This is a genomic window from Streptomyces sp. NPDC049837 (assembly GCF_040674455.1).
Classification (GTDB): Bacteria; Actinomycetota; Actinomycetes; order Streptomycetales; family Streptomycetaceae; genus Streptomyces.
In genome coordinates this window covers 187,465-210,284 of the sequence record NZ_JBFAMP010000006.1, presented here as the reverse complement: position 1 = coordinate 210,284, position 22,820 = coordinate 187,465, and the positions used below count along the sequence as shown (strand labels likewise).

Below are 22,820 nucleotides of genomic sequence, written 5' to 3'. Positions count from 1 at the left end.
GCCGTTTCCGGCCGTTCCGGAGGGACCGGCCCGCCCGCCTACCATGTATCGGTGAACGCCCACCTCTCCACCGCGGAAGCCCTGCGCGGCGCCCTCGCCGGGCTGCTCGACGGGCTCCCGCCGACGCAGGCGGCGCAGGCCGTCGACCGGCTCATCGCCCACTACCGGGGCAGCGTCCCGACCGACGCCCCCGTGCTGCGCGACCGGTCCGACGTCGCCGCCTACGCCGCGTACCGGATGCCCGCGACCTTCGAGGCCGTACGGGCCGCCCTGGACGCGCTGCGGGAGGCCGCCCCGGAGTGGGTGCCGGGCACGCACACCGACATCGGCGGCGGGACGGGCGCGGCGAGCTGGGCGGTCGCCGAAGCGTGGGACGCCGCGGCGCGCACGACCGTGCTGGACTGGGCCGAGCCGGCGCTGGTGCTGGGCCGCGAGCTGGCGGCCGCGTCGGGCATCCCCTCCCTGGCGGGCGCCACGTGGCAGCGCGCCCGTATCGGCGCGGCGCTCCGCGTCGAGAGCACCGACCTCGTCACCGTGTCGTACGTCCTCAACGAGCTCACCGAGCAGGACCGCACCGCCCTCGTCACCGAGGCCGCCCGGGCCGCCCGGGCCGTCGTGATCGTCGAGCCGGGCACCCCCGACGGCTACGCCCGGATCATCGCCGCCCGCGACCTGCTGATCGCCGCCGGGCTGACCATCGCCGCGCCCTGCCCCCACAGCGGCGCCTGCCCCATCGAGCCGGGCACCGACTGGTGCCACTTCGCCGCCCGCGTCAGCCGCTCCTCCCTGCACCGCCAGGTCAAGGGCGGCTCACTGGCGTACGAGGACGAGAAGTTCTCCTACGTCGTGGCGACCCGGTTCCCGGTCGCGCCCGCCCCGGCCCGGGTCACCCGCAAGCCCCAGATCCGCAAGGGCCAGGTCCTGCTGGACCTGTGCACCGAGGGCGACGGGCTGCGCCGCGACACGGTGACCAAGCGGCACGGCACGCTCTACAAGGCGGCCCGCGACGCCGCGTGGGGTGACGCCTGGCCACCCCGCTGACGGGGTGACAGTGCGCGACCACGCGGGTGATGTCGTGCCGGTGGCAATTGCCCAGGAGGTCGCGGCGGAGTTGAGGTGGGCTCGTTCGCGCTCCTCACTCCCTGGAGGTTCCATGCTGCGCATCCGCTCACGCCGGCTCACCGCCTGTGCGCTGACCGCCGTGTCCGTGGTTCTCACGACCACCGCCCTGACGTCCACCGCCGGGGCGGCGCCCAAGCCCGCCCCGAAGGACTCCGTGAAGGTCCTCGACTGGCTCTCGGTCAGGCAGAACAGCACCAAGCCGGAGCGCCTGCGCGTCGGCGCCGACTGGACGAGCCACGGCCACCTGTACACCCACAAGAAGGGCCGGCTCGGCAAGAAGATCGGTGACATCTCGTCGCACTGCAGCATCGCCGACCGCAACCGCCACGGGTACGTCGCGCTGTGCCACCGGGTGCTGCGCACCGACCACGGCAGCATCAGCCTGAGCGACGCCTTCGACCGCTTCGACCGCTACCCGCACGGCGGGCGCTCGGCGGTGACCGGCGGCACCGGCGCGTACGCGGACGCCGAGGGCCAGGCCGAGATCACCCTCTTCGGCGAGGGCCGCGCCCGGTTCCTCATCAAGCTCGACGACTGACACCCGAGCGCACGGGGCCGGTCCCGCCCGGGACCGGCCCCGCCCTGTCACTCGCGCAGCTCCTGCGTACAGCACTTCACACTGCCGCCGCCCTTGAGCAGCTCGCCCAGGTCCATGCCGATCGGCTCGAAGCCGCGTTCGCGCAGCGGCCGGAACAGTCCGACCGCGGCCTGCGGCAGCAGCACGTGTCTGCCGTCGCTCACCGCGTTCAGCCCGAGCGCCGCCGCGTCCTCCTCCTCGGCGATCAGCGCGTCGGGGAAGAGCCGGCGCAGCACCGAACGGCTGCCGGGGGAGAACGCGCCGGGGTAGTACATGATCTCGCCGGCCGCGTCGTCCAGGACGCACAGCGCCGTGTCGAGGTGGTAGTACCGGGGGTCCACCAGGTCCAGGCCGATCACCGGCCGCCCGAAGAACTCCTGTGCCTCGTCGTGCGACAGGGGGCTGGAACGGAAGCCGCGCCCGGCCAGGATGTAGGAGGCGGTGACGGCGAAGTCGCCCTCGCCCTCGTTGACGTGGTCGGGTTCGTGGACGTCGGTGAAGCCGTGCGCCCGGAACCACTCCCGGTGCACCGCGGCCTCGGCGGCGCGCTCGGCGAAGGCGAACCGGGCGCCGAGCACCCGTCCGTCGATGACGGTGGCGCCATTGGCGGCGAACACCATGTCGGGCAGGTCGATCCGGGGTTCGAGCAGCTCGACGGTGTGGCCGAGGGACACGTACCGGTCCCGCAGGTCTTCCCATTGGGTCAGGGCGAGCGGCAGATCGACCGGTTTCGCCGGGTCCATCCAGGGGTTGATGGAGTACGTCACCTTGAAGTGCGCGGGTGGGCACATCAGGTAGCGGCGGGGTGTGGCGTCACGAGGCAAAGAAGGCTCCTCACGGACGGCGGCGCACGGTGTGTGCGTGGATGCCATGGTGCGCCGTGAGGAGCCTTCGCGCAGTGGTCCGTACGGGTGAGTTCACACGAGCGCTCATGAAGCGTCGGGTGTCGTACGTCCTTCCTTCAGCTTCCGCAGCAACTCCCGCTTCTGGGCGGCCGGGTCGATGCCGCGGCCGATGCCGCCGCCTTCGCCGCCGCGCAGCGCCCGGCGGGACAGCTTCTTGCGGGTACCGCCGACACCGAGCATGTTTCCTGCTCCACCACGGGGCATGGGTGGGCTCCCTTCGTCGTGCGTTCGTCCGTCTCGCTGACGTACTCAACAGTGGACGAGACGTATCGTCTTGTCAAGAGACGATACGTCTCGCCTCGCTCTCCTGCTAGATTGAGACGCATGGCTGAGACCAAGGCACCCGACTCCACGCGCCGCAGCGAGCGCTCCCGTCGCGCGATCTACGACGCCGCCCTCGCCCTCGTCGGCGAGGTCGGCTACGCCAGGACCACCATCGAGGGCATCGCGGCCCGCGCCGGGGTCGGCAAGCAGACGATCTACCGCTGGTGGCCCTCCAAGGCGGCCGTCCTCCTGGAGGCCTTCGTCGACCTCGGCGTCCAGGCCAACGAGGCGCTCGGCGGCGACGAGAACAGCGGGATCCCGGACACCGGTGACCTCGAGGCCGACCTCAAGTACGTGCTGCGCGCCACCGTCGACGAGATGAACGACCCCACCTACGACGCCCCCTCCCGGGCGCTCGCCGCCGAGGGCGTGGTCAACCCCGAGCTGGGCGCGCAGTTCGTCGAGCAACTGCTGGAACCGCAGCTCCAGCTCTACGTCAAGCGGCTCACCGCGGCCCGGGAGGCCGGACACGTCCGCCCGGAGATCGACCCGCGCATCGCGCTGGAGCTCTTCGTCGGCCCGCTCGCCCACCGCTGGCTGCTGCGCACCGAGCCGCTCACCCACGCCTACGCGGACAAGCTCGTCGAGTACGCCCTGTACGGCCTCGCCCCCCGGTGAGCCCGGCCGTGGAGCTCCTCACGCCCGGCGGCCCGTAGCGGGGTACGAATCACCCCATAGTCCACCAACGCGCCGGGTCACCCCCCTCCGGTTGGGGACTCCGGTCACCGGAGGCGCCGGATGGTGGGACCATGGCAGGGACCGCAGGGCCTGGCAGAGGTGTGAGGGGATAGATGGGCGACGGTATCGGCCGCTACCGCGGCACGGAGAACAAACTCGCGCAGTGGCTGCGCCGGCGCCCGAGGAAGACCGCCGCCGAGGCCCCGAGCCGCGAAGATCTGCTCCGGGCCACCGCCGCCGCAGGCCTGCCGCTCGCCCCCGCCGCGTACCCCGTCGGCTACCGGTGTTCGTGCGAGCGCATCGGCTGTCCCACGCCGGCCCGCCATCCCGTCTCCTTCGCCTGGCAGACCCAGTCCACCACCGACCGCGCCCAGATCGAGCGGTGGGCCCAGGGCCAGCCGCAGGCCAACTTCATCACCGCGACCGGCATGGTCCACGACGTCCTCGACGTTCCGCTGGAGGCCGGTCGCGCCGCGTTGGAGCGTCTGCTCGGCGAGGGCGTCGACGTCGGCCCGGTCGCCGAGTCCGGGGACGGCCGGATGCTGTTCTTCACCGCCACCCGCGGCACCCCCGAGGACGAGGACGAGTGGTGGCCGTGCGAACTGGACTGCCACCCCGAGACGATGGACGAGCACCCGGGACTGCGCTGGCACTGCCGCGGCTCCTACGTCCTCGTACCGCCCGCCCGCCTTCCCGGTGAGCTGGGCGTCGCCTGGGTGCGCGGCCCGGAGCACCCGCTGCCGGACCCGCTGACCCTGCTGGAGGCGCTCACCGACGCGTGCGCGCGCCACGCCGACCAGTACGACGAGCACGACGACCACCACTCGGTGGCCTGGCCGCTCAGCCGGTAGGGGCCCGGAGCGCTACGACCCCGTCGCCGACGTCACGCCCTGGAGCCGGCTCACGACCGTCACCTGGTCCGACTGGGCGCCGGCCGGCTTCACCAGCACCGCCTGGCTGGACACCCACTCCTTGGTGAGGGTGCTCCTGACCTCGCCGGTCATCAGCGCCCGCACGTCCGGGTTCACCTTCGGCCGGTAGCCCTTGGCCGCCACCTGACGGTCGTAGAACCGCGTCGCGAAGAAGACCAGCGCGCCGCCGTCCTCGGTGGTCAGCCCGAGCGGGGCGTAGTCACCGGTGTCCAGCGGCTGGTCCACGTACTGGGTGGCCAGCCCGGGCCGCTTGGCGACGTTCGCCCGCTCGTCGCGCCACATCGAGGTGTGCGGCCCGGCGGCGAAGTGGGCCGGCTTCCCGGTCTGGAGGTACGTCGAGTACTCCTCGCTCAGGTTCTTCGGCGCCACCGCGAGGGCGGCCGAGTCCGGCTCGGCGGGCTGGGCCCACCCGTCCTGGTCCGCCTTGAACCGCGGCACGCCGCCGGCGGGGAGGATCTGCAAGTACGCGACCTCCCACAACTGGTCGGGGCCGTTGCGGACGAAGACCAGCACCCAGCGGGTGTCGTCGGCGCCCTGGTCGGCGTCCCGGTTGGAGTCGGTGTCCGCGACGAACCAGCGGGGCCAGCCCGCCTTCTTCGGTATGGCGTACCGGACGTCGGTGAGCTCCAGCGGCCGGTGGTCGGGGTTGCCGCCCGGGCTGGTGATGCTGCGGGCCTTCAGCCCGGCCTGGTTGATGGCCCCCAGCGCGCCGGTGACCCGGCCCGCGTCGAGGGCGGGGTCGTAGGCCTTGTCGGCCTTGTTGTACGCCTCGGTGAAATCCTTCAGCGCCCGCGCGGCCTCGTCCTTCGTCGCCGTCGGCACGACCTCCAGCTCGCCGTGCACCGTCACGCACCCGCTCGCCGTCAGCGCCAGCACCGCCGTCGCCGCGAGCGCCGCCGCCACCCGCCCTGGGACCCGCCTTCTCATCGGTTGCCTCTGCTCCTCGACCCCCACATGACCGTCCGAACCCTACCGGGGTCCGGAGCGGACGGAGCGCCGGGTTCAGGTTCCCTCCGCCCGGTCCCGTACCGGAACGACGAGCGGCGCCCCGCCGCGCGGGTGCGGCAGCACCTCGACCGGCTGCCGGTAGACCGCGCTCAGCAGCTCGCCGCGCAGCACCTCGCCCGGCGGCCCGTCCGCCACGATCCGCCCGCCGTCGAGGACGGCCACCCGGTCCGCGTACGCGGCGGCCAGGCCCAGGTCGTGCAGGACGACCACCACCGCGTCCCCGGCGGCCGCCCGCTCCCGGCACAGCCGCAGCACCAGCTCCTGGTGGCGCAGGTCCAACGCCGCCGTCGGCTCGTCCAGCAGCAGCAGCGGCGCCCGCTGGGCCAGCACCCGGGCCAGCGCGACCCGCGCCCGCTCGCCCCCGGACAGCGCCGGGAACGGCCGCCCGGCCAGGGCGCCGACCTCAGTGGCGGCCATCGCCCCGGCGACGGCCTCCTCGTCCTGCTCCTCGCACCCCGTCCCCGCCCACGGCGCCCGGCCCATGCGCACCACCTCCGCGACCGGGAACGGGAACGCCAGCGTGGCCGCCTGCGGCAACACCGCCCGCCGCAGCGCCAGTTCCGCAGCGCCCCACTCGCCGACGGCACGCCCACCGATCCGCACCTCGCCCGCCGCGCACACCAGGTCCCCGGCCAGCGCGCCCAACAGCGACGACTTCCCCGCCCCGTTGGGCCCCACCAGCGCCAGCACCTCACCGGCCCGTACGCCGGCGTCCACCCCGTCCAGGACGTCCCGGGCCCCGAGCCGTACCCGTACCGCACGTGCCTCGGCCGCCACCGTGCCGGGGGAGACGGGCTCCGGCAGCTCGCGCCCCCGTCGCGGGAACCTCACGCCCAACCACCCTGCCTCCGCCGCGTCCTGCGCAGCAGCCAGAAGAAGAACGGGCTGCCGAGCAGCGCGGTCAGCACGCCCAGCGGCAGCTCCGCCGGGGCCGCGACCGTGCGCGCCGCCAGGTCCGCCGCCACCAGCACCACGGCCCCGCCCAGCGCGCTGCCCGGTACCAGGAACCGGTGACCGGGGCCCGCCGCCATCCGCAGCAGGTGCGGCACCACCAGGCCCACGAACGTGATGACGCCCGCCACGGCCACCGCGGCCGCCGTCAGCAGCGCCACCACCAGGATCAGCACCACACGCAGCCGCTCCACGTCCACGCCCAGGTGCCGGGCCGGGCGTTCGCCGAGCGCCAGCAGGTCCAGTTGGCGGGCGTACGGCGGCGCGAGCGCCAGTCCCACGACCGCGCACGGCAGCACGGCCAGCACCTTGGGCCAGGTCGCCTGCGCCAGCGAGCCGAGCTGCCAGAAGGTGATCTGGGTGATCTGCGCGTTGTCGGCGAAGAAGACGAACAGCCCGATGAGCGCGCCCGCGAAGGCGTTGACCGCGATCCCGGTGAGGATCAGCGTCACCACCTCCGTACGGCCGCCCTCGCGTGACATCGCGTACACCAGCAGCACGGTGGCGAGCCCGGCCACGAAGGCGCACGCCGAGACCGTCCACGTACCGAGGAAGCTCCAGCCCAGCGCGATCGACCCGACCGCGCCCACCGCCGCGCCCGCCGAGATGCCGATGACACCGGGCTCGGCGAGCGGGTTGCCGAACACGCCCTGCGTCAGCGCGCCCGCGCAGCCCAGCGAGGCGCCGACGAGCAGTGCCAGCACCACGCGGGGGAGGCGGATGTTCCACAGGACGCTCTCGGCGGACCGCTCCAGCGCGTGACCGCCCACACCGACGCGGCTCCGTACGGAGGCGAGGACGTCGCCGAGCGGGATGTCGTACGCCCCGAGCCCCGCCGACAACAGGGCGAGCAGCAGCAGGGCGGCGAGCATCGCGACGGTCAGGAGCCAGGCGGTGCGGGCGGTGGTGTGGGCGGTGGTGTGGGCGGTGGTGTGGGCGGTGGTGTGGGCGGTGGTGCGGGCGGTCACTTCACGCCGTCCTCGTACAGTTGCCGCACGAGCGAGGCGAGCACCTGGTCGGTCCTCGGCCCGTAGTTGAGCAGGACGCCGTCGTCGATGGAGACGATCCGGCGGTCCATGGCCGCCGGGGTCTCGGCGACGCCCGGCACCTTGAGCAGCCCGTCCACGCCCCCGACCGAGTCCAGGCCCTTGCGCATCACCAGCAGCGCGTCGGGCGCGGCGTTGGCCAGCGCCTCGCTGGTGATCGCGGTGAAGTCCTTGGTCAGGCCGGACTCCTTGCCGGCGTCGACCGCTCCGGCCGCCTCCAGCAGCGAACTCGCCCCCGACTCGCGGCCGCCGAGCAGATAGACGGACGCCGAGCCACGGAGATAGAGGAACGCCACCCGCGGCTTGTCGTGCCCGTGCGCCGGGATCTTCTTCTGTACGGCGCCGATGCGCGCCTGCGTACGGGACTTCAGCGCGGTGCCGGCGGCCGGGACGCCGAGCGCGGCCGCGACGGCGTCGATGCGCGGGCCGACGTCGGCCAGGGCCTTGGCGGGCTTCACGACGACGAGCGGGACGCCCGCGTCCCGGATCTGGGAGAGGGCTTCGGCGGGGCCCGTGGTCGTGTCGGCGAGGACGACGGTCGGTTTCAGGGACAGGACGTTTTCGGCGGACACGTCATGACCTCGCGTCACCACGGGGAGGGCCGCCGCCTGTTCGAAGGTGGCGGTGATGTCGCGGGCCACGACGTGCTCACCGAGTCCGAGCGTGAAGACGATCTCGTTGAGTGAGCCGGTGAGCGGCACGATCCGGTCGGCGGAGGTGACGGTGACCCGTCTGCCGTCGGCCGAGGGGACGGTGACGGGCAGTCGGCGCTCTGCGGTGGGGGTGGTGAGCGGTTCGACGCGGTCGGGCGCGGCGGCGGGTCCGGTCCTCAGGTCCGTACCGCTGCCGTTGCCGCCGCAGCCGGTGAGGGTGAGGGCGAGTGCCGATACGGCCGATATGAGGGCGCCGGTCAGGCGGGATCTGCGCACCGAAGCACCGTCCTGTCGTCTCTTGTTGTTTCCGTCGCGCGGACGTAGCTTAGGTTAGCCTTACCTCAGTGGCCAGCCCTTGGAGGGGGATCCATGCCGCCGTCGTCCGGACCGGCCCGCACGCAATTCCAGGTACTCGCCCTCGCCGTGGTGGCGGCGCTGGCCGCCGTGCTGCTGCCGGCCACCACGGCACAGGCGGCGGACCGCACGGTGCAGGGTGGCAGGCTCGACTGGGGCATCAAGTCCTCCTTCCAGAGTTACGTCACCGGGCCCATCGCACACGGCAGTTGGAGCTTGACGGGCGGCGCCGGGACCACCGGCGGCAGCCGGTTCCGGTTCCACTCAGCCCAGGGCTCGTACGACCCGGACAGCGGCGCCTTCGATGCCGCCTTCTCCGGCGGCGTCCACTTCCTCGGCCACCGCAAGGCGGACGGGACGCACCAACTCGACCTCACCGTCAGCCGCCCCCGCGTCCGCGCCGAGAACGGCAACGGCACCCTGTACGCGGACGTGGGCGGGAGAACCGTCCCGTTCGCCTCCCTCGACCTGTCCGGCATCGACATGCGCGGCGGCGGCTCACCGATCGCCCTCACCGCAGTCCCGGCCACGCTCACCGCCGAGGGCGCGCGGGCCTTCGCCGGGTACTACACGGCGGGCACGCCCCTCGACCCGGTGAGCCTGTCGGTGGACCTCCGAGCGCCTCGCCCTTCCACGCCGTCCTCGTCCGCCACCGCGACGGAACCGTCCGCCACCGCGACGGAACCGTCCGCCGCCGCGACGGAACGGCCCTCCGCCGGCTTCCGGGACGCGGCCGTCGACTGGGGCGTACGCCGCACCTTCCGCGAGTACGTCACCGGCCCCGTCGCCAAGGGCCGCTGGACCCTGAGCGGGGGCGCCCAGGACGGCGGCGCCCTGTTCCGCTTCCCGCGTGGCACGGGCACGTACGACCCCCGTGACGGCACCCTGGACGCCGGCTTCGCGGGCAGCGTCCGCTTCACCGGCAGCCACCTGGACCTGACCCTCACGGCGGTCGCCGTCCACGTGAAGGGCGGCCGGGGCACGCTGAGCGCCGACGTCACCAGCGCGGGCCGGACCGACAAGGCGGTCCCGCTGGTCACCTTCGCGGCCGGGCGCCTCGCCCCGGCGAACGGCCTCGCGGCCGTCACGGAAGCGCCCGCGATCCTCACCGCACGAGGGGCGGAGGCGTTCGGCGGGATGTACCGGGCCGGCACCGCGATGGACCCCGTCTCCCTCGCCGTCGCCGTCGGCGCGACGGCCCGCGTGCCCGCCCTGCCGGACCTGGGCAGCGACACCCCTTCGCCCGCCGCCGCTCCCCGTGCGGGCACGGCGACCGGATCCACGACCACGTACGTCGCGGCAGGCGCCGCCGCCCTGCTCGTCGCCGCGCTCACCGCGTACGCCGTCGTACGCCGACGCCGTACGCGCATCCACTGACCCCCCTTACCGCCACCCCCCCGAGGAGACCAACGACCATGCGCTCCACAGCCCTTGCCGCCGCCGTCGCCACGGCGGCCGCGCTCGGCCCGATCGCCCTCGCCGCGCCCGTAGCGGCGGCCGACCCCGCCGCGCCCGCACCCGCGGCGGCCGCGCCCGCGCTCGAACTCAAGGACGGCACCCTGGACTGGGGCTTCAAGGAGTCCTTCCGCAAGTACCTCGCCTCTCCCTTCGCGCACGGCCGCATCACCGTCGAGGACGGCGCCGAACAGTCCCCGGACAACGGGCCCTTCAGGTTCGTCGACGGCACCGGAACGTACGACCCGGCCACGCACGCCACCAGCAACACCTTCCGGGGCGGCGTCCACTTCGAGGCGCACCAGGGCGTCCTCGACATCAAGCTCTCCGACCTGAAGCTCTCCACCAAGGGCTCCGCCGCGCCGACCGGCGAGATCACCGCCGACGTCGTGGCGAAGAACAAGGACGGTGTCGTCGAGACGAAGCAGGACGTCGCCATCGCGGCGCTCGACATGACGGGCATACGGCCGGGCCAGGGGCAGGGCGGTGCCATGGTCTTCAAGGACATCCCGGCGAAGCTGACCAAGGGCGGCGCGGAGGCGTTCGCCGGTTACTACAAGGAGGGCGACCAACTGGACCCGGCGACCCTGACGGTCAGCCCGGCCGCCAAGCCGACACCCACGCCCACGCCCACGCCGACCCCCACCCCGACGCCCAAGCCCACCCCCACACCGACCGCGACCGTGACGGCCGCACCGACCGTGACGGCGACACCGACCACCGCGCCCAGGCCCACCGCGTCACCCACCGCGCCCGCCTCCCACGTCGTCGGCGGCAGGCTGACCTGGGGCGTCAAGCAGTCCTGGCGTACGTACGTCACCGAGACCTGCGGCGGTACGGTCACGCCCGCCGGGGGCGCCGCCGCGAACGGCGCCGCGTACGACTTCCGCTTCGGCCGGGCCGACGTGGACGCGAAGGCCCGTACCGCCGACGCCGCGTTCGACGGCAGCCTGCGCTTCGCGTGCGCCGCGCACACCATCGACTGGACCATCGGGGACGTGAGGATCCAGGCGTCCGGCGACCGCGGCACGCTGCTCGCGGACGTCACCACCGCCAAGGGCACCAAGAACGACGTGAAGTTCGCCGACCTCGATCTGACCAAGGCCGACTACGCGGCGGTGAACGGCGTCGTGTCCCTCCGGGACGTCCCGGCCACCCTCACCGCCGACGGCGCGGCGCAGTTCGCCGGGCCGGGCGGCGAGGCGTTCTACAAGCCGGGTACCGCGATCGACCCGGTGACGGTGGTTCTCTCGCTCGACAAGGCGGCCACGCTGCCGCCCGCGACCGGAGGAGCGGCCTCCGGCGGTGGCGGCACGGTTGGCGGGGGTGGCGGCACCGTGGGAGGCGCGTCCGGCTCCCTGGCCACGACCGGCGCCGGTCTGCCCGCCGGGTCCGTGACGGCCGCCGCCGCGGCCACGGTCGTGGCGGGCGCCGCCGTGGTGTTCGCGGTACGCCGCCGCCGTACCGCCTGACCGGTCATGGGCCGCGTGCTTCAATGCCCGGGTGAACAGTGCATACGAGGTGCTCGCCGTCTTCTGCGGAGGTGACGGCCGCCACGGCAACCTCCTCGGTGTCGTACGCGACGGACGGCTCCACCCCGACGAGGCGTCCCGGCAGGCGTTCGCCAAGCAGCTCGGCTTCAGCGAGACGGTGTTCGTCGACGACCCCGAGCGCGGGGTCGTCGACATCTACACGCCCGGCGTGCGGCTGCCGTTCGCCGGGCATCCGCTCGTGGGCACCGCCTGGCTGCTGGACCTGGAGGTGGTGAACCCTCCGGCGGGGGAGGTGTGGGCGCGCCAGGACGGCGAGTTCACGTGGATCACCGCCCGGGCGGAATGGGCGCCGGCGCGGACGCTGCGCCAGTACGGGTCGGCCGGCGAGGTCGACGCGCTGGACGTGCCGCCGCCGGGCGAGTGGGTCTACGCCTGGGCGTGGGAGGACGAGGCGGCCGGCCGGGTGCGGGCGCGCGCCTTCCCGGGGCGGGGCGACGGGATCGACGAGGACGAGGCGACCGGCGCGGCCGCCCTGCTGCTCACGGCCCGGTTGGGCCGGGCGCTGAACATCACGCAGGGCCGGGGGTCGCAGTTGCTCACGGCCCCCGGCCCCGACGGCACGATCGAACTCGGCGGCCGCGTACGGGAGATCAGGCGCTGAGCGGGAACTCGTCGCCGAGCTGACGGAACACCGCGCCGTTGAACTCGAAGGCGCGCTTGCACTCGTCGATGATCCGCTGCTTCTCCAGGTCGTCGGCGTTCACCCGGTCCAGCAGCTCCCGGTAACCGCGCTTGAACGCGGCCGGGTTGGGGATGCGCTCGAAGACGTAGAACCGGACGCCGTCGCCCTTGCGGGCGAAGCCCCACGTCCGCTCGGCCTTGTCGCGGATGATCTGGCCGCCGGACAGGTCGCCCAGGTAGCGCGTGTAGTGGTGCGCCACGTACCCGGCGGGCCAGGTGCGGGCGCACTCCTCGACGCGGGCGGCGTACGCGGTGGTGGCGGGCAATGGGGTGGCCGTCTCCCGCCACCCCGGGCCGCGCAGGTGGGCCAGGTCCCGCTCCAGCTCGGCGGTGCGGAAAAGCTCCGGCTGGATGAACGGCCCCGCGACCGGGTCGTCCCGCAGCGCGTCGGCGGCTCCTTCCAGGGCCCGGTATACGAACCAGAGCTGCTCGGTGTAGCGGGCGTAGGCCTCCACGCCGAGCCGCCCACCGAGCAGGTCGCTCATGAAGGTCGAGTTCTCCGCTTCCGTGTGCTGCTGGTGCGAGGCGGTGCGGATGAGCGTGGAGAACGGGGTGGCGGTGCCGCTTGCGTCCAAGGCGGGCCTCCGGGGACCGAGGGGACGGGGACGTGGCAGCCGTGACCGCCACTACCGCCGATCTTCCTACTTAGGCTTACCTAAGTCAATTGGTTCCCGACGGTCTGTCGGTAAAACGGTACCCGCCGTGGGCGTCAGGGCAACGTCAGAATCTCGGCACCCGTGTCCGTGACGACGAGCGTGTGCTCGAACTGCGCGGTCCGCTTGCGGTCCTTCGTCACCACCGTCCAGCCGTCGTCCCACATGTCGTACTCGTGCGTGCCGAGCGTCAGCATCGGCTCGATCGTGAACGTCATGCCGGGCTGGATCACCGTGGTGGCGTGCGGGGAGTCGTAGTGCGGGATGATCAGGCCGGAGTGGAACGAGGAGTTGATGCCGTGCCCGGTGAAGTCCCGCACCACCCCGTAGCCGAAGCGCTTGGCGTACGACTCGATGACGCGGCCGATCACATTGATCTGGCGACCGGGCTTGACCGCCTTGATGGCGCGGTTGAGCGACTCGCGGGTCCGCTCGACGAGCAGCCGCGACTCCTCGTCGACCTCGCCGCACAGGTAGGTGGCGTTGTTGTCGCCGTGGACGCCGTTGATGTACGCCGTGACGTCGAGGTTCACGATGTCGCCGTCGCGCAGGACGGTCGAGTCGGGGATGCCGTGGCAGATGACCTCGTTGATCGAGGCGCACAGGGACTTCGGGAAGCCCCGGTAGCCGAGCGTCGACGGGTAGGCGCCGTGGTCGCACATGTACTCGTGCGCGACCCGGTCCAGCTCGTCCGTCGTCACGCCCGGCGCGATGTGCTTGGCGGCCTCCTCCATCGCCTGCGCGGCGATGCGGCCCGCGATGCGCATGCGCTCGATGGTGTCGGAGTCCTGCACCTCCGGGCCGGTGTACGGCGTCGGGGCGGGCTTGCCCACGTACTCGGGGCGGCGGATGGATCCGGGAACGGAACGGGTGGGGGAGAGCTCCCCTGGTACGAGCAGCGACTGGCCAGACATGCCAGCGAGTCTAACCAGGCCTCGCGGGGCACCATTGCGACAGAGGAAGGAGCCGAGATGGCCCTGTTCAAGAGGCGCACCGTCGGAAAACCGGGCGAGTGGTACTACTGCCTGAAGCACCAGAGGGTCGAGGAAGGCCCGGAATGCCGCGCGGCGGACCGCTTCGGCCCGTACGCCACGCGCGAGGAAGCGTCCCACGCGATGGAAACCGCCCGGGAGCGGAACCTGGAGTGGGAGACGGACCCCAAATGGCACGACACCCCCCGGGGCGGCGACGACACCCCCTGAGGGGCCCACCCCTGTCCCCGCTCCCGTTGTGGGCAGTCGCCCCGCCGGGGGCGGCCCCCCTCCGTTGTGGGCAGTCGCCCCGCCGGGGGCGGCCCCCTCCGTTGTGGGCAGTCGTTCCGCAGGGCGATGGGGGTCCCCCCTGCTCGAGCGGAGCCGAGAGCTTGGGGGAGGGTGGGCACAACGGGACAGGGGTGGTGCCTGTTTCCGGTGACCCCGGGTGCGGGCCGGTGGGCTGGGCGGTGACCCCCGGTGGGTGGGGGCGAGGCCCCTCCGGGCTCACCTCCCCGAGGCCGGCGGCCTTGGGTCACGCGCAAGGGAGCCCCGGCTTCGCCGCCAACCTCTGTGGGGGCGACCCTGCACGGCCCCACCCCGGCCGGATGCCGGGTGCGGGCCGGTGCCCTACCAGCGCTGCGGCGGTGGAGCCGTCAAGTGGTCCGCCAGGCGCGCCAGGCGGTCGCGGAAGCGGCGGCGGCCGGGCCGGGCGGCGGACGGGCCCGGCACGGTGTTCTCGCCGGCGGCGGCGCTCACCAGATGCTGGACTATGTCGAGGTCCACGTCGTCCGCCTCCGCCACCGACAGCGCTTCGTGCGCCAGCCCGTGCACCTCCCGGTCGCCACCGTCCAGCGACAGCACCGTCGCGCCGGCCCGCCGCGCGTCGTGCACCCGTTCCAGCAGGGCGCCGTCCGGCCGCTCCGGCGCCACCACCAGCAGCGTCGCGCCCCGCCCGGCCGCCTCCAGCCGCCCGAGGCCCACCGCCAGGTGCGCCGGGTCGGCGGGCCGCACCCGGTGCCGAACCAGCGTGGGCGCCAGCTCCGGCCGCCCCGACCAGGCCGCCTCGTCCACCAGGTGCGCGGCCAGGTGCCACGGCTCGTACCGGGCCGTGCCCACCAGCAGCAGCCCGCCGCCCTGCGGCACCACCGAGGACCGCAGCGCCGCGGCGAACCGGCGGGTCGCCGCGGGCCACTCCGTACCGGCCAGGACCTCACGCAGCAGTGCGACACGTACGGCATCCATGGCGCCGTATCGTGCCCCTGCTCGGGTGCTCCGCGCGGGCGTTCGGCCGCGCGTCACCCGGACGGGGGCGCGCCGCGTAGTGTCGGGACCATGACTACTGATCCGTACGAACTCCCCGACGTCTCCGGGCTCGTCGTCGGTGTCCTCGGCGGCACCGGCGACCAGGGCCGTGGCCTCGCCCACCGCCTCGCCCGCGCCGGCCAGAAGGTGATCATCGGCTCGCGGGCCGCCGAGCGCGCCGAGGCCGCCGCCGCCGAACTGGGCCTGGGCGTCGAGGGCGCCGACAACGCCGAGTGCGCGCGGCGCAGCGACATCGTGATCGTCGCCGTGCCGTGGGACGGGCACGCCGCGACGCTGACCGCGCTGCGCGAGGAGCTGCGCGGGAAGCTCGTCGTCGACTGCGTCAACCCCCTCGGCTTCGACAAGAAGGGCGCCTACGCCCTCAAGCCCGAGGAGGGCAGCGCCGCCGAGCAGGCCGCCGCCCTGCTGCCGGACTCGCGCGTGACGGCCGCCTTCCACCACCTGTCCGCCGTCCTGCTCCAGGACGAGACGGTCGAGGAGATCGACACGGACGTGATGGTGCTGGGCGAGAAGCGCGCCGACACCGACATCGTGCAGGCCCTCGCCGCCCGTATCCCCGGCATGAGGGGCGTCTTCGCGGGCCGGCTGCGGAACGCCCACCAGGTGGAGGCGCTGGTCGCCAACCTGATCTCGGTCAACCGCCGCTACAAGGCCCACGCGGGCCTGCGCGTCACCGACATCTGACCGGCAGCGGGGGCGGGGCGGGGCATGGGGGACACTGGACGGGCACGTTTCACGCCGTACCCGGACAGGAGCCGACCCCCATGCCCCGCCTCGCTCTGTACGCCCTCGCCGTCTGCGTCCTCGCCGTCGCCGCGGCGGTGGTCTCCTTCTTCCAGGGCACCTGGCTCGGTATCGTGTGGGTGCTGCTGGCCGGCGTCTCCTCGAACATGGCGTGGTACTACCACCGCCGCGCGAAGAACGTCACCGGCTGACGACCTCCTGGCAGAGCGCGTTCTGCTCCTGCCAGAACCGGTACAGGTCCTGCCCGCAGTACGTCTCGGCGTCCTGGACGCCCAGCGCCTGGAGGACCGTGTCGACCAGCCCGAAGAAGGCGTGGTTGATCTCCGGGACGAACAGCAGCGCGAAGACGGCGAGCAGCCCGAAGGGGGCGAACGGCTCCACCTGGCGGCGGATCTTGTACGACAGCCACGGCTCGATCACGCCGTAACCGTCCAGACCCGGCACCGGCAGGAAGTTCAGGATCGCGGCCGTCACCTGGAGCAGCGCCAGGAACGCCAGCGCGAAGCGGAAGCCGAACGGCACACCGTCCAGGGCGCCCAGCCAGAACGGCGCGGTGCACACGACGGCGAACAGCACGTTCGTCAGCGGGCCCGCCGCGGAGATCAGGCTGTGCTTCCACCGCCCTTCGATGCGGTGGCGCTCGATGAACACGGCCCCGCCGGGCAGGCCGATGCCGCCCATGATGACGAAGACCACCGGCAGCACGATGCTCAGCAGCGCGTGCGTGTACTTCAGCGGGTTGAGCGTCAGATAGCCCTTCGCGCCGATGGTGAGGTCGCCGCCGTGCAGGGCCGTGCGGGCGTGCGCGTACTCGTGGAGGCAGAGCGAGACGACCCACCCGGACGTCACGAAGAGGAAGACGGCGAGGCCCAGGTTGGCCGAGAAGCCCGTCCACACCGCCCATCCGGTGACCGCCATGATGGCGGCGATCCCGAGGAAGACGGGGCTGATCCTCCGGTCGCTGTGGCGGGAGGTGGCGGTGGCCATGGGCGGCGCTCCTGGAGGTCGGGCGGGCGAGGTACGGACCGGTCGACCGTACCGGACGGGGCGCGCGCGGCGGCGGGAAGGAGAATGGGGCGGTGCGCATCTCCGTACTCGGTCCCACGCAGGTCCACCACGCCGACGGCTCCGCCGTCCCGCTGGGCGGGGCGCGGCTGCGCGCACTGCTGACGGTACTGGCGCTGCGCGCCGGGCGGACCGTCCCGGCCGGGCTCCTGATCGACGAGGTGTGGGCCGGTGAGCCGCCCGCCGACGCGCCCGGCGCGCTCCAGGCCCTGGTGGGGCGGGCGCGGCGGGCCCTCGGGCCGGGCGCGGTGGTCTCGGCGGCGGGCGGGTACCGGCTCGGCGCCGACCCCGGCGACGTGGACCTGCACCGCTTCGAACGGCTCACGGCCGAGGGCGTACGCGCCCTGGAGGCGGGCGACCCGGCCGGGGCGGCGACCGCCCTGGACGACGCGCTCGCCCTGTGGCGAGGCGGGCCGCTCGCGGACCTGCCCGACCGGACGGCCGAGGCGGCCCGCTGGGAGGCGCGCCGCCTCCAGGCCCGCCGGGCCAGGCTCCAGGCGCTGCTCGCCCTGGGCCGCCCCCAGGAGACGCTGCCCGAACTGGCCGCCCTGTGCGGCGAGTTCCCGCTCGACGAACCGCTCCAGGAGCTGCGCGTCCAGGCCCTGCGCGCCGCGGGCCGCCCGGCGGAGGCCCTGGCCGCCTACGAGGCGGTACGCCAGGACCTCGCCACCCGCCTGGGCACCGACCCGGGCCCCGGACTGCGCGCCCTCCACGCCGAGCTCCTCCGCCCGGACGGGGACGCGCACGACCCCGCCGCCCCCGCGGCCGGCGCCCGTTACGAGCCCGCCCGCCCCTCCGCCGGCGAGACGTACGGGCCCGGAAGCCACGCGGCCGCCCACGGCGCCGGGGCCGGCCACGGCGGGGCGCCCCGCCCCGGCAACCTGCGGGCGCGGCTGACCAGTTTCGTGGGGCGCGAGGAGGACATCGGGGTCGTCCTCGACGACCTCGCGCGGGCGCGGCTCGTGACGTTGCTCGGACCCGGCGGCGCCGGGAAGACGCGGCTGTCGCAGGAGGCCGCCGAGCGTGGTGCGCGGGCGTGGCCCGACGGGGTGTGGCTGGCCGAGCTCGCGCCGGTCGAGGACCCCGACGCCGTGCCGGATGCGGTGCTCACCGCGCTCGGGGCGCGCGAGACGGTACTGCGGGGCGCCGGGGCGGAGGAGCTGCGCGCGGCCGAGCGGCACGGCGACGCCGGCGACCCGCTCGTACGGCTCGCCGAGCACTGCTCCCGGCGCCGCATGCTGATCCTGCTCGACAACTGCGAGCACGTCGTGGCCGCCGCCGCCGCGCTCGCCGAGCGGCTCCTGGGCGAGTGCCCGGGGCTCACCGTCCTCGCCACCAGCCGCGAACCCCTCGGCGTACCCGGCGAGACCGTGCGCCCCGTCGACCCGCTGCCCGACCCGATGGCGCTGCGGCTGCTCGCCGAGCGCGGGTCGGCCGCCCGGCCCGGGTTCGACGTGGCCGACGACCCCGACGCGTGCGCCGAGATCTGCCGGCGCCTCGACGGCCTGCCCCTGGCCATCGAGCTGGCCGCCGCCCGTCTCCGCATGCTCACCCCGCGCCAGATCGCCGACCGGCTCGACGACCGTTTCCGGCTGCTGACCACCGGCAGCCGCACCGTCCTGCCGCGCCAGCAGACGCTGCGCGCGGTCGTCGACTGGTCCTGGGACCTGCTCGACGAGCCGGAGCGGGCCGTGCTGCGGCAGTTGTCGGTGTTCTCCGGCGGCTGCGGCCTGGACGCCGCCGAGGCCGTCTGCGGCGGCCCGGACGCGCCCGACACGCTGGACCTGCTCGGTTCGCTCGTCGACAAGTCGCTCGTCGTCGCCGAACCCGCCCCGGGCGGCGGCGACATGCGGTACCGGCTCCTGGAGACCGTCGCCGAGTACGCCGCCGAACGCCTCGACCAGGCCGGTGACCGCGCCGCCGCCGAGCGCCGCCACCTCGTCCACTACCGGGAGCTCGCCCGCACCGCCGACGCCGAGCTGCGCGGCCCGGGCCAGCGCGCCGCCCTCGCCCGGCTCCAGAAGGAGTACGAGAACCTCCGCACCGCGCTGCGCCGTGCCGTCGCCGCCCGTGACGAGCAGGAGGCGCTCTGCCTGGTGCTGTCCCTCGTCTGGTACTGGCAGATGCGCGACCTGCGCATCGACGCCCTGCACTGGGCGGAGTCCGCCGCCGCGCTCGGCCCCGACCCGTACGCCCCGCCCATCGCCCCCGCCCCGCCCCTGGTCGAGCGCTGCACCGACGCCCCGCCGCCGATGGACGACGAACAGCTCCAGGAGGCGCGCCGGGGCGTCCGCCTGATCCAGTTGGTCAACATGGACCACCAGACGTCCACCTGGACCAGCCCGGAGGGCCTGGAGCAGTTGCGCCGCATGCGCAGCGCGTACCGGCCGGGCCTGCCGCAGACCTGCCGCATGCCCGGCATGCTCTGGTGGTACGCCGTGCTGCTCACCGGTGACCCCGCCGAGCTGCGCGGGCTGCTCGACGCCACCGTCGACGCGTGCCGGGAGTTCGGCTACGAGTGGGAGCTGGCCCACATCCTCCAGATGCGCGCCAACGTGCTGGCCAACCGGAGCGACTGGGCCGGTGACGCCGGCCGGGACGCCGATGAGAGCCTGAAGATCTTCGAGCGGCTCGGCGACTCGTGGGGCGCGGCCGAGGCCCTGGCGGCGCGTGGCGAGGCCCGCGAGCGGCGGGGCGAGTTCGAGGGCGCCGCCGAGGACTACGCGGCCGCCGTCGGCCACGCCGAACGGCTCGGCGCACAGGCCCAGACGGCGCTGCTGCGCGTGCGGTATGCCGAGACGCTCAACGAGATCGGGCGGGGCGCCGAGGGCGAGGCGATCCTGCGCGAGGTCCTGGCCCGGGGCCGCAGCGCGGGGCACGAGGCCGTCCCGGCCGCCCGGCTGTACCTGGCGCTGTGGCTCGGCCGCACCGGCCGCACCGGTGAGGCACGCGAACAACTGCGCCTGGTCAGGGAGGAGTTCGCCTACGATTCGCTGTCGCTCTTCGAGGGCTTCACGCTCGGCGTGCTCGCCTGGCTCGACAACCTCGACGGCCGGTACGCCGACGCCCTCCGGCATGCCGTCCGCGCCCTGGCCCACGCCCTGAAACCGCTGTCGATGATGGTCGCGCCGCACATGCCTGCCATTCACCTGGTCACCGCCGCGTGGGCGCTCGCCGGACTGGGCGGCCGCGACCGGGCGCGGACGGCGGCCGTGCTGCTCGGGACGCACGCCGGGCTCCTCCCGGACGGGCACGTGGCCACTCCGATGGAGCGCGAGAGCCTGGCCACGGCCACCTCGGAGGTCCGCGCCGCCCTCGGGGACGACGCCGCCTTCGACGCCGCCCACGCCGAGGGCGGCGGCCTCACCGCCGAGGAGGCCGCCGCCCTGCTGGACGCCGTGGACGCCATGGGCGCCACGGACGCCGTGTGACGACGCTCAGGTCCGCTTGCGGAACCTGGCGACCGCGAGGGGCGCCGTGACGAGCGTGATGCCCGCAGCCCAGGCGAGCGTCATCCACACCGAGTGGGCGACCGGCCCGCCGTTGATGAGGTTCCGCGCGGCGTCGGCCAGGTTCGACAGCGGGTTGTAGTCGGTGAACGTCTTCAGCCAGTCGGGCATCGACGTCGGCGGGGCGAAGATCGACGAGCCGAACTGAAGCGGCATCAGCACGAGCATGGCCACCCCCTGCACCGCCTGCGTCGTGGGCATGGTGAGCCCGAGCAGGATGAAGATCCACATCAGCGAGGCGCCGAACACCATCGACAGCCCCACCGCCGCCAGCAGGCCGAGCACCGACGTCTTGATCTCCATGCCCAGCAGGAAGCCCATGCCGAGCAGGATCGTGGTGGCGATCAGCATCCGGCCGACCTCGACGACGATCTTCGCGAGGAGGACGGACGACCGGGCGATCGGCATCGTCCGGAACCGGTCCATCACCCCCTTCTTGAAGTCGTCGTTGACCCCGGTGCCGACGGCCATGGCGATGTTGATGCCCATCATCGCCATCAGGCCGGGAGTGACGTAGTTGACGTAGTCCTGCTGGTTGCCCTTGCCCGCGATCGCGCCGCCGAAGACGTACACGAACAGCAGGATGAAGATGACCGGCATGAGCACGGCGTCGAACATCGACTCCGGGTCCTGCTTGATCTGGAGGGCGTTGCGGCGCACCAGGGCGCCGATGTGGCGGGCGTTGGCCCGCAGGCCGATGCGCCCCTCGGCGGGCGCCGTCGTCGTCACCGTACTCATGCGGCGACCTCCTCGGGGATCGTGTCGGACGCCGCGGATGACGTCTTCTCGCCGGTGATGGCCAGGAACACCTCGTCCAGGCTGGGCAGATGGGTGCCGATGTGCGCGATGCCGAAGCCGTGGGTGCCCAGCAGCCCGACCACCGCGGTCAGTTGCTGGTCGCTGAGAATCGGCACGTACAGCAGGCCCTCGTCGGGGACGACCGTCGCCCCCGCGACGCCGGCCAGTCCGCTGTCGCCCAGGGCCCTCGCCATCGCGGGCAGTTGGGCGGGGTCCACGGGCCGTACCTGGAGCGTGCGGCCGCCGACCTTGGCCTTCAGCTCGTCGACCCCGCCGTGCGCGATGACCCGCCCCCGGTCGATGACGGTCAGCTCGTGCGCGAGCTGCTCGGCCTCCTCCATGTACTGGGTGGTGAGCAGCACGGTCGCGCCCTCGGCGACCATCCGCTGGACCTCGTCCCACACCTCGTTGCGGGTACGGGGGTCGAGGCCCGTCGTCGGCTCGTCCAGGTAGAGGACGGCCGGCCGGCCGATCATGGACGCGGCCAGGTCGAGGCGGCGCCGCATACCGCCGGAGTACTGCGTCGCCGGGCGCCCCGCGGCCTCCGTCAGCGAGAACCGCTCCAGCATCTCGTCGGCGCGCCGGCGGGCGTCCTTGCGGGACAGGTCGAGCAGCCGCCCGATCATGTACAGGTTCTCCCAGCCGGACAGCTTCTCGTCGACCGACGCGTACTGGCCGGTCAGCCCGATGGTGCGGCGGAGCTGCCGCGGCTGGCGTACGACGTCGTACCCGGCGACGGTGGCCGTCCCGGCGTCCGGGACGACCAGGGTGGACAGGCAGCGGACGAGGGTGGTCTTGCCGGCGCCGTTGGGGCCGAGCACGCCGAGGACGGTGCCTTCGCGGACGTCGAGGTCCACCCCGTCCAGCGCCTTGGTGGCGCCGTAGTGCTTGACGAGGCCCCGTACCTCGACGGCGTTGGTGTCGGATCGTGTCATGCCCCCATGGGAGCAGCGGCCACCGACATCTCACCGACATCTCACCGACAGCGCGGACACGTCACCGACGGATCACCGACAGATCGCCGACGGACGCCGGCGGAGGGTCCTCAGGAGGACCGGACGGCGTAGTCGCCGAAGCCGACCCAGTCGAGCATGACGCAGGGCTCGTCGCCGAGCACCCATGCGTCGTGCCCCGGCTCGATGGCCGCGAAGTCACCGGGGCCGACCTCGCCCTCGGTGCCGTCGTTCATGACCACCTTCATCCGGCCGCTGACGACGTAGCCGGCGTGCGCGGCCTGGCAGCTCTCGGTGCCCGCGATGGGCTTGACGTGCTTGGACCACTGCCAGCCCGGCTCGAAGACCGCCCGGCCGACCGGGCCCCTGTCGGTGTGGAGCAGATCGAGCTTGCCCTTGCCGTCCTCGAACGGACGGGTCTCGTCTGCCGAGTCGAAGTTCTTGCGCACGATTCCGGGCATGTGTACCGCCTCCGGGCGGGTGCGAGACGTCCCCCGAGTCCTCTTCCAGGCTACGCCCGGCCCGACATGCCGACAGCCCGCCGATGGGGGAAGTCGGCGGG

General features: G+C 73.7%; 24 protein-coding genes. 11 read left to right on the top strand and 13 right to left on the bottom strand.

The features are described from left to right. The first annotated feature begins 51 nt into the window (after nucleotides 1–51). Both AB0J57_RS18640 and AB0J57_RS18635 read left to right on the top strand, forming a co-directional pair. Nucleotides 52–1,041, top strand: a complete 990-nt coding sequence (locus AB0J57_RS18640; protein WP_366129292.1) for a small ribosomal subunit Rsm22 family protein — start codon at nucleotides 52–54, stop codon at nucleotides 1,039–1,041. A 112-nt stretch (nucleotides 1,042–1,153) separates the two neighbouring features. Next, nucleotides 1,154–1,660 (top strand): hypothetical protein, encoded by a 507-nt coding sequence (locus AB0J57_RS18635; RefSeq protein WP_366129291.1) that lies wholly within the window; start codon nucleotides 1,154–1,156, stop codon nucleotides 1,658–1,660. Between the two features lie 47 nt (nucleotides 1,661–1,707). Here the strand turns inward: AB0J57_RS18635 and ddaH are convergent, their stop codons facing one another. Beyond that, the gene (gene ddaH / locus AB0J57_RS18630) at nucleotides 1,708–2,571 is read right to left on the bottom strand and encodes a dimethylargininase (RefSeq protein ID WP_366129290.1); all 864 of its coding nucleotides are present in this window, start codon (nucleotides 2,569–2,571) and stop codon (nucleotides 1,708–1,710) included. 57 nt (nucleotides 2,572–2,628) lie between these two features. Further along, a complete protein-coding gene (locus AB0J57_RS18625; protein ID WP_366129289.1) occupies nucleotides 2,629–2,808 on the bottom strand; it encodes a DUF6243 family protein in 180 nt (59 codons plus the stop codon). A 120-nt stretch (nucleotides 2,809–2,928) separates the two neighbouring features. Between AB0J57_RS18625 and AB0J57_RS18620 the strand changes: the two genes are divergently transcribed. Next, entirely contained in the window at nucleotides 2,929–3,546 is a 618-nt protein-coding gene (locus tag AB0J57_RS18620; RefSeq protein WP_366129288.1) for a TetR/AcrR family transcriptional regulator, read from the top strand. A 173-nt stretch (nucleotides 3,547–3,719) separates the two neighbouring features. After that, on the top strand, nucleotides 3,720–4,457 hold the full coding sequence (locus tag AB0J57_RS18615; protein ID WP_366129287.1) for a bifunctional DNA primase/polymerase: 738 nt from the start codon (nucleotides 3,720–3,722) through the stop codon (nucleotides 4,455–4,457). A gap of 12 nt (nucleotides 4,458–4,469) precedes the next feature. On the opposite strand, the gene AB0J57_RS18610 is transcribed toward AB0J57_RS18615, so the two are convergent. The 4 genes from AB0J57_RS18610 to AB0J57_RS18595 all read right to left on the bottom strand — a co-directional run bounded on the left by AB0J57_RS18610 (nucleotide 4,470) and on the right by AB0J57_RS18595 (nucleotide 8,472). Further along, a complete protein-coding gene (locus AB0J57_RS18610) occupies nucleotides 4,470–5,465 on the bottom strand; it encodes a hypothetical protein (protein ID WP_366129286.1) in 996 nt (331 codons plus the stop codon). Between the two features lie 75 nt (nucleotides 5,466–5,540). After that, on the bottom strand, nucleotides 5,541–6,377 hold the full coding sequence (locus AB0J57_RS18605; RefSeq protein WP_366129285.1) for a heme ABC transporter ATP-binding protein: 837 nt from the start codon (nucleotides 6,375–6,377) through the stop codon (nucleotides 5,541–5,543). Then, complete coding sequence (locus AB0J57_RS18600) at nucleotides 6,374–7,465, bottom strand: iron ABC transporter permease (RefSeq protein ID WP_366129284.1); 1,092 nt, start codon at nucleotides 7,463–7,465, stop codon at nucleotides 6,374–6,376. Before AB0J57_RS18600 ends, AB0J57_RS18605 begins: the two co-directional genes overlap by 4 nt. Continuing rightward, nucleotides 7,462–8,472: an ABC transporter substrate-binding protein gene (locus AB0J57_RS18595; protein ID WP_366129283.1), complete on the bottom strand. Its 1,011-nt coding sequence runs from the start codon at nucleotides 8,470–8,472 to the stop codon at nucleotides 7,462–7,464. The genes AB0J57_RS18600 and AB0J57_RS18595 overlap by 4 nt, the downstream gene beginning before the upstream one ends. Before the next feature lie 93 nt (nucleotides 8,473–8,565). Here AB0J57_RS18595 and AB0J57_RS18590 point away from each other — a divergent pair, with 93 nt between their 5' ends. Genes AB0J57_RS18590 through AB0J57_RS18580 form a run of 3 tightly spaced genes read left to right on the top strand, consistent with a single transcriptional unit; the run spans nucleotide 8,566 to nucleotide 12,159 of the window. Next, nucleotides 8,566–9,927 carry an HtaA domain-containing protein gene (locus AB0J57_RS18590; RefSeq protein ID WP_366129282.1) on the top strand — a complete coding sequence of 454 codons (1,362 nt, stop codon included), beginning with the start codon at nucleotides 8,566–8,568 and terminating at the stop codon, nucleotides 9,925–9,927. Between the two features lie 38 nt (nucleotides 9,928–9,965). Next, on the top strand, nucleotides 9,966–11,477 hold the full coding sequence (locus AB0J57_RS18585; RefSeq protein ID WP_366129281.1) for an HtaA domain-containing protein: 1,512 nt from the start codon (nucleotides 9,966–9,968) through the stop codon (nucleotides 11,475–11,477). A gap of 31 nt (nucleotides 11,478–11,508) precedes the next feature. After that, nucleotides 11,509–12,159, top strand: a complete 651-nt coding sequence (locus tag AB0J57_RS18580; protein WP_366129280.1) for a PhzF family phenazine biosynthesis protein — start codon at nucleotides 11,509–11,511, stop codon at nucleotides 12,157–12,159. Here the strand turns inward: AB0J57_RS18580 and AB0J57_RS18575 are convergent. Continuing rightward, nucleotides 12,149–12,814 (bottom strand): biliverdin-producing heme oxygenase, encoded by a 666-nt coding sequence (locus tag AB0J57_RS18575; RefSeq protein WP_366129279.1) that lies wholly within the window; start codon nucleotides 12,812–12,814, stop codon nucleotides 12,149–12,151. The genes AB0J57_RS18580 and AB0J57_RS18575 overlap by 11 nt on opposite strands. 134 nt (nucleotides 12,815–12,948) lie before the next feature. Next, the gene (gene map / locus AB0J57_RS18570) at nucleotides 12,949–13,806 is read right to left on the bottom strand and encodes a type I methionyl aminopeptidase (RefSeq protein WP_366129278.1); all 858 of its coding nucleotides are present in this window, start codon (nucleotides 13,804–13,806) and stop codon (nucleotides 12,949–12,951) included. 57 nt (nucleotides 13,807–13,863) lie between these two features. On the opposite strand from map, the gene AB0J57_RS18565 reads away from it, so the two are divergent. Then, a complete protein-coding gene (locus AB0J57_RS18565; protein WP_366129277.1) occupies nucleotides 13,864–14,094 on the top strand; it encodes a hypothetical protein in 231 nt (76 codons plus the stop codon). A gap of 399 nt (nucleotides 14,095–14,493) precedes the next feature. Here AB0J57_RS18565 and AB0J57_RS18560 read toward each other — a convergent pair whose 3' ends face one another. Next, on the bottom strand, nucleotides 14,494–15,108 hold the full coding sequence (locus AB0J57_RS18560) for a hypothetical protein (protein ID WP_366129276.1): 615 nt from the start codon (nucleotides 15,106–15,108) through the stop codon (nucleotides 14,494–14,496). A 90-nt stretch (nucleotides 15,109–15,198) separates the two neighbouring features. Here AB0J57_RS18560 and npdG point away from each other — a divergent pair, with 90 nt between their 5' ends. Continuing rightward, nucleotides 15,199–15,873, top strand: a complete 675-nt coding sequence (gene npdG, locus AB0J57_RS18555) for an NADPH-dependent F420 reductase (protein ID WP_366129275.1) — start codon at nucleotides 15,199–15,201, stop codon at nucleotides 15,871–15,873. A gap of 80 nt (nucleotides 15,874–15,953) precedes the next feature. Next, nucleotides 15,954–16,124 (top strand): hypothetical protein, encoded by a 171-nt coding sequence (locus tag AB0J57_RS18550; protein ID WP_366129274.1) that lies wholly within the window; start codon nucleotides 15,954–15,956, stop codon nucleotides 16,122–16,124. Here AB0J57_RS18550 and AB0J57_RS18545 read toward each other — a convergent pair. Further along, entirely contained in the window at nucleotides 16,114–16,920 is an 807-nt protein-coding gene (locus tag AB0J57_RS18545) for a site-2 protease family protein (protein ID WP_366129273.1), read from the bottom strand. The genes AB0J57_RS18550 and AB0J57_RS18545 overlap by 11 nt on opposite strands. Nucleotides 16,921–17,012: 92 nt before the next feature. Here AB0J57_RS18545 and AB0J57_RS18540 point away from each other — a divergent pair, with 92 nt between their 5' ends. After that, the gene (locus tag AB0J57_RS18540; protein WP_366129272.1) at nucleotides 17,013–20,429 is read left to right on the top strand and encodes a BTAD domain-containing putative transcriptional regulator; all 3,417 of its coding nucleotides are present in this window, start codon (nucleotides 17,013–17,015) and stop codon (nucleotides 20,427–20,429) included. Nucleotides 20,430–20,435: 6 nt separating this feature from the next. Here AB0J57_RS18540 and AB0J57_RS18535 read toward each other — a convergent pair whose 3' ends face one another. From AB0J57_RS18535 to AB0J57_RS18525, 3 genes are all read right to left on the bottom strand, one after another. After that, nucleotides 20,436–21,245, bottom strand: coding sequence for an ABC transporter permease (locus tag AB0J57_RS18535; protein WP_366129271.1), 810 nt, complete (start codon nucleotides 21,243–21,245; stop codon nucleotides 20,436–20,438). Beyond that, nucleotides 21,242–22,240, bottom strand: a complete 999-nt coding sequence (locus AB0J57_RS18530) for an ATP-binding cassette domain-containing protein (RefSeq protein WP_366129270.1) — start codon at nucleotides 22,238–22,240, stop codon at nucleotides 21,242–21,244. The genes AB0J57_RS18535 and AB0J57_RS18530 overlap by 4 nt, the downstream gene beginning before the upstream one ends. A gap of 110 nt (nucleotides 22,241–22,350) precedes the next feature. Next, complete coding sequence (locus AB0J57_RS18525; RefSeq protein WP_366129269.1) at nucleotides 22,351–22,719, bottom strand: cupin domain-containing protein; 369 nt, start codon at nucleotides 22,717–22,719, stop codon at nucleotides 22,351–22,353. Between the last annotated feature and the right edge of the window lie 101 nt (nucleotides 22,720–22,820).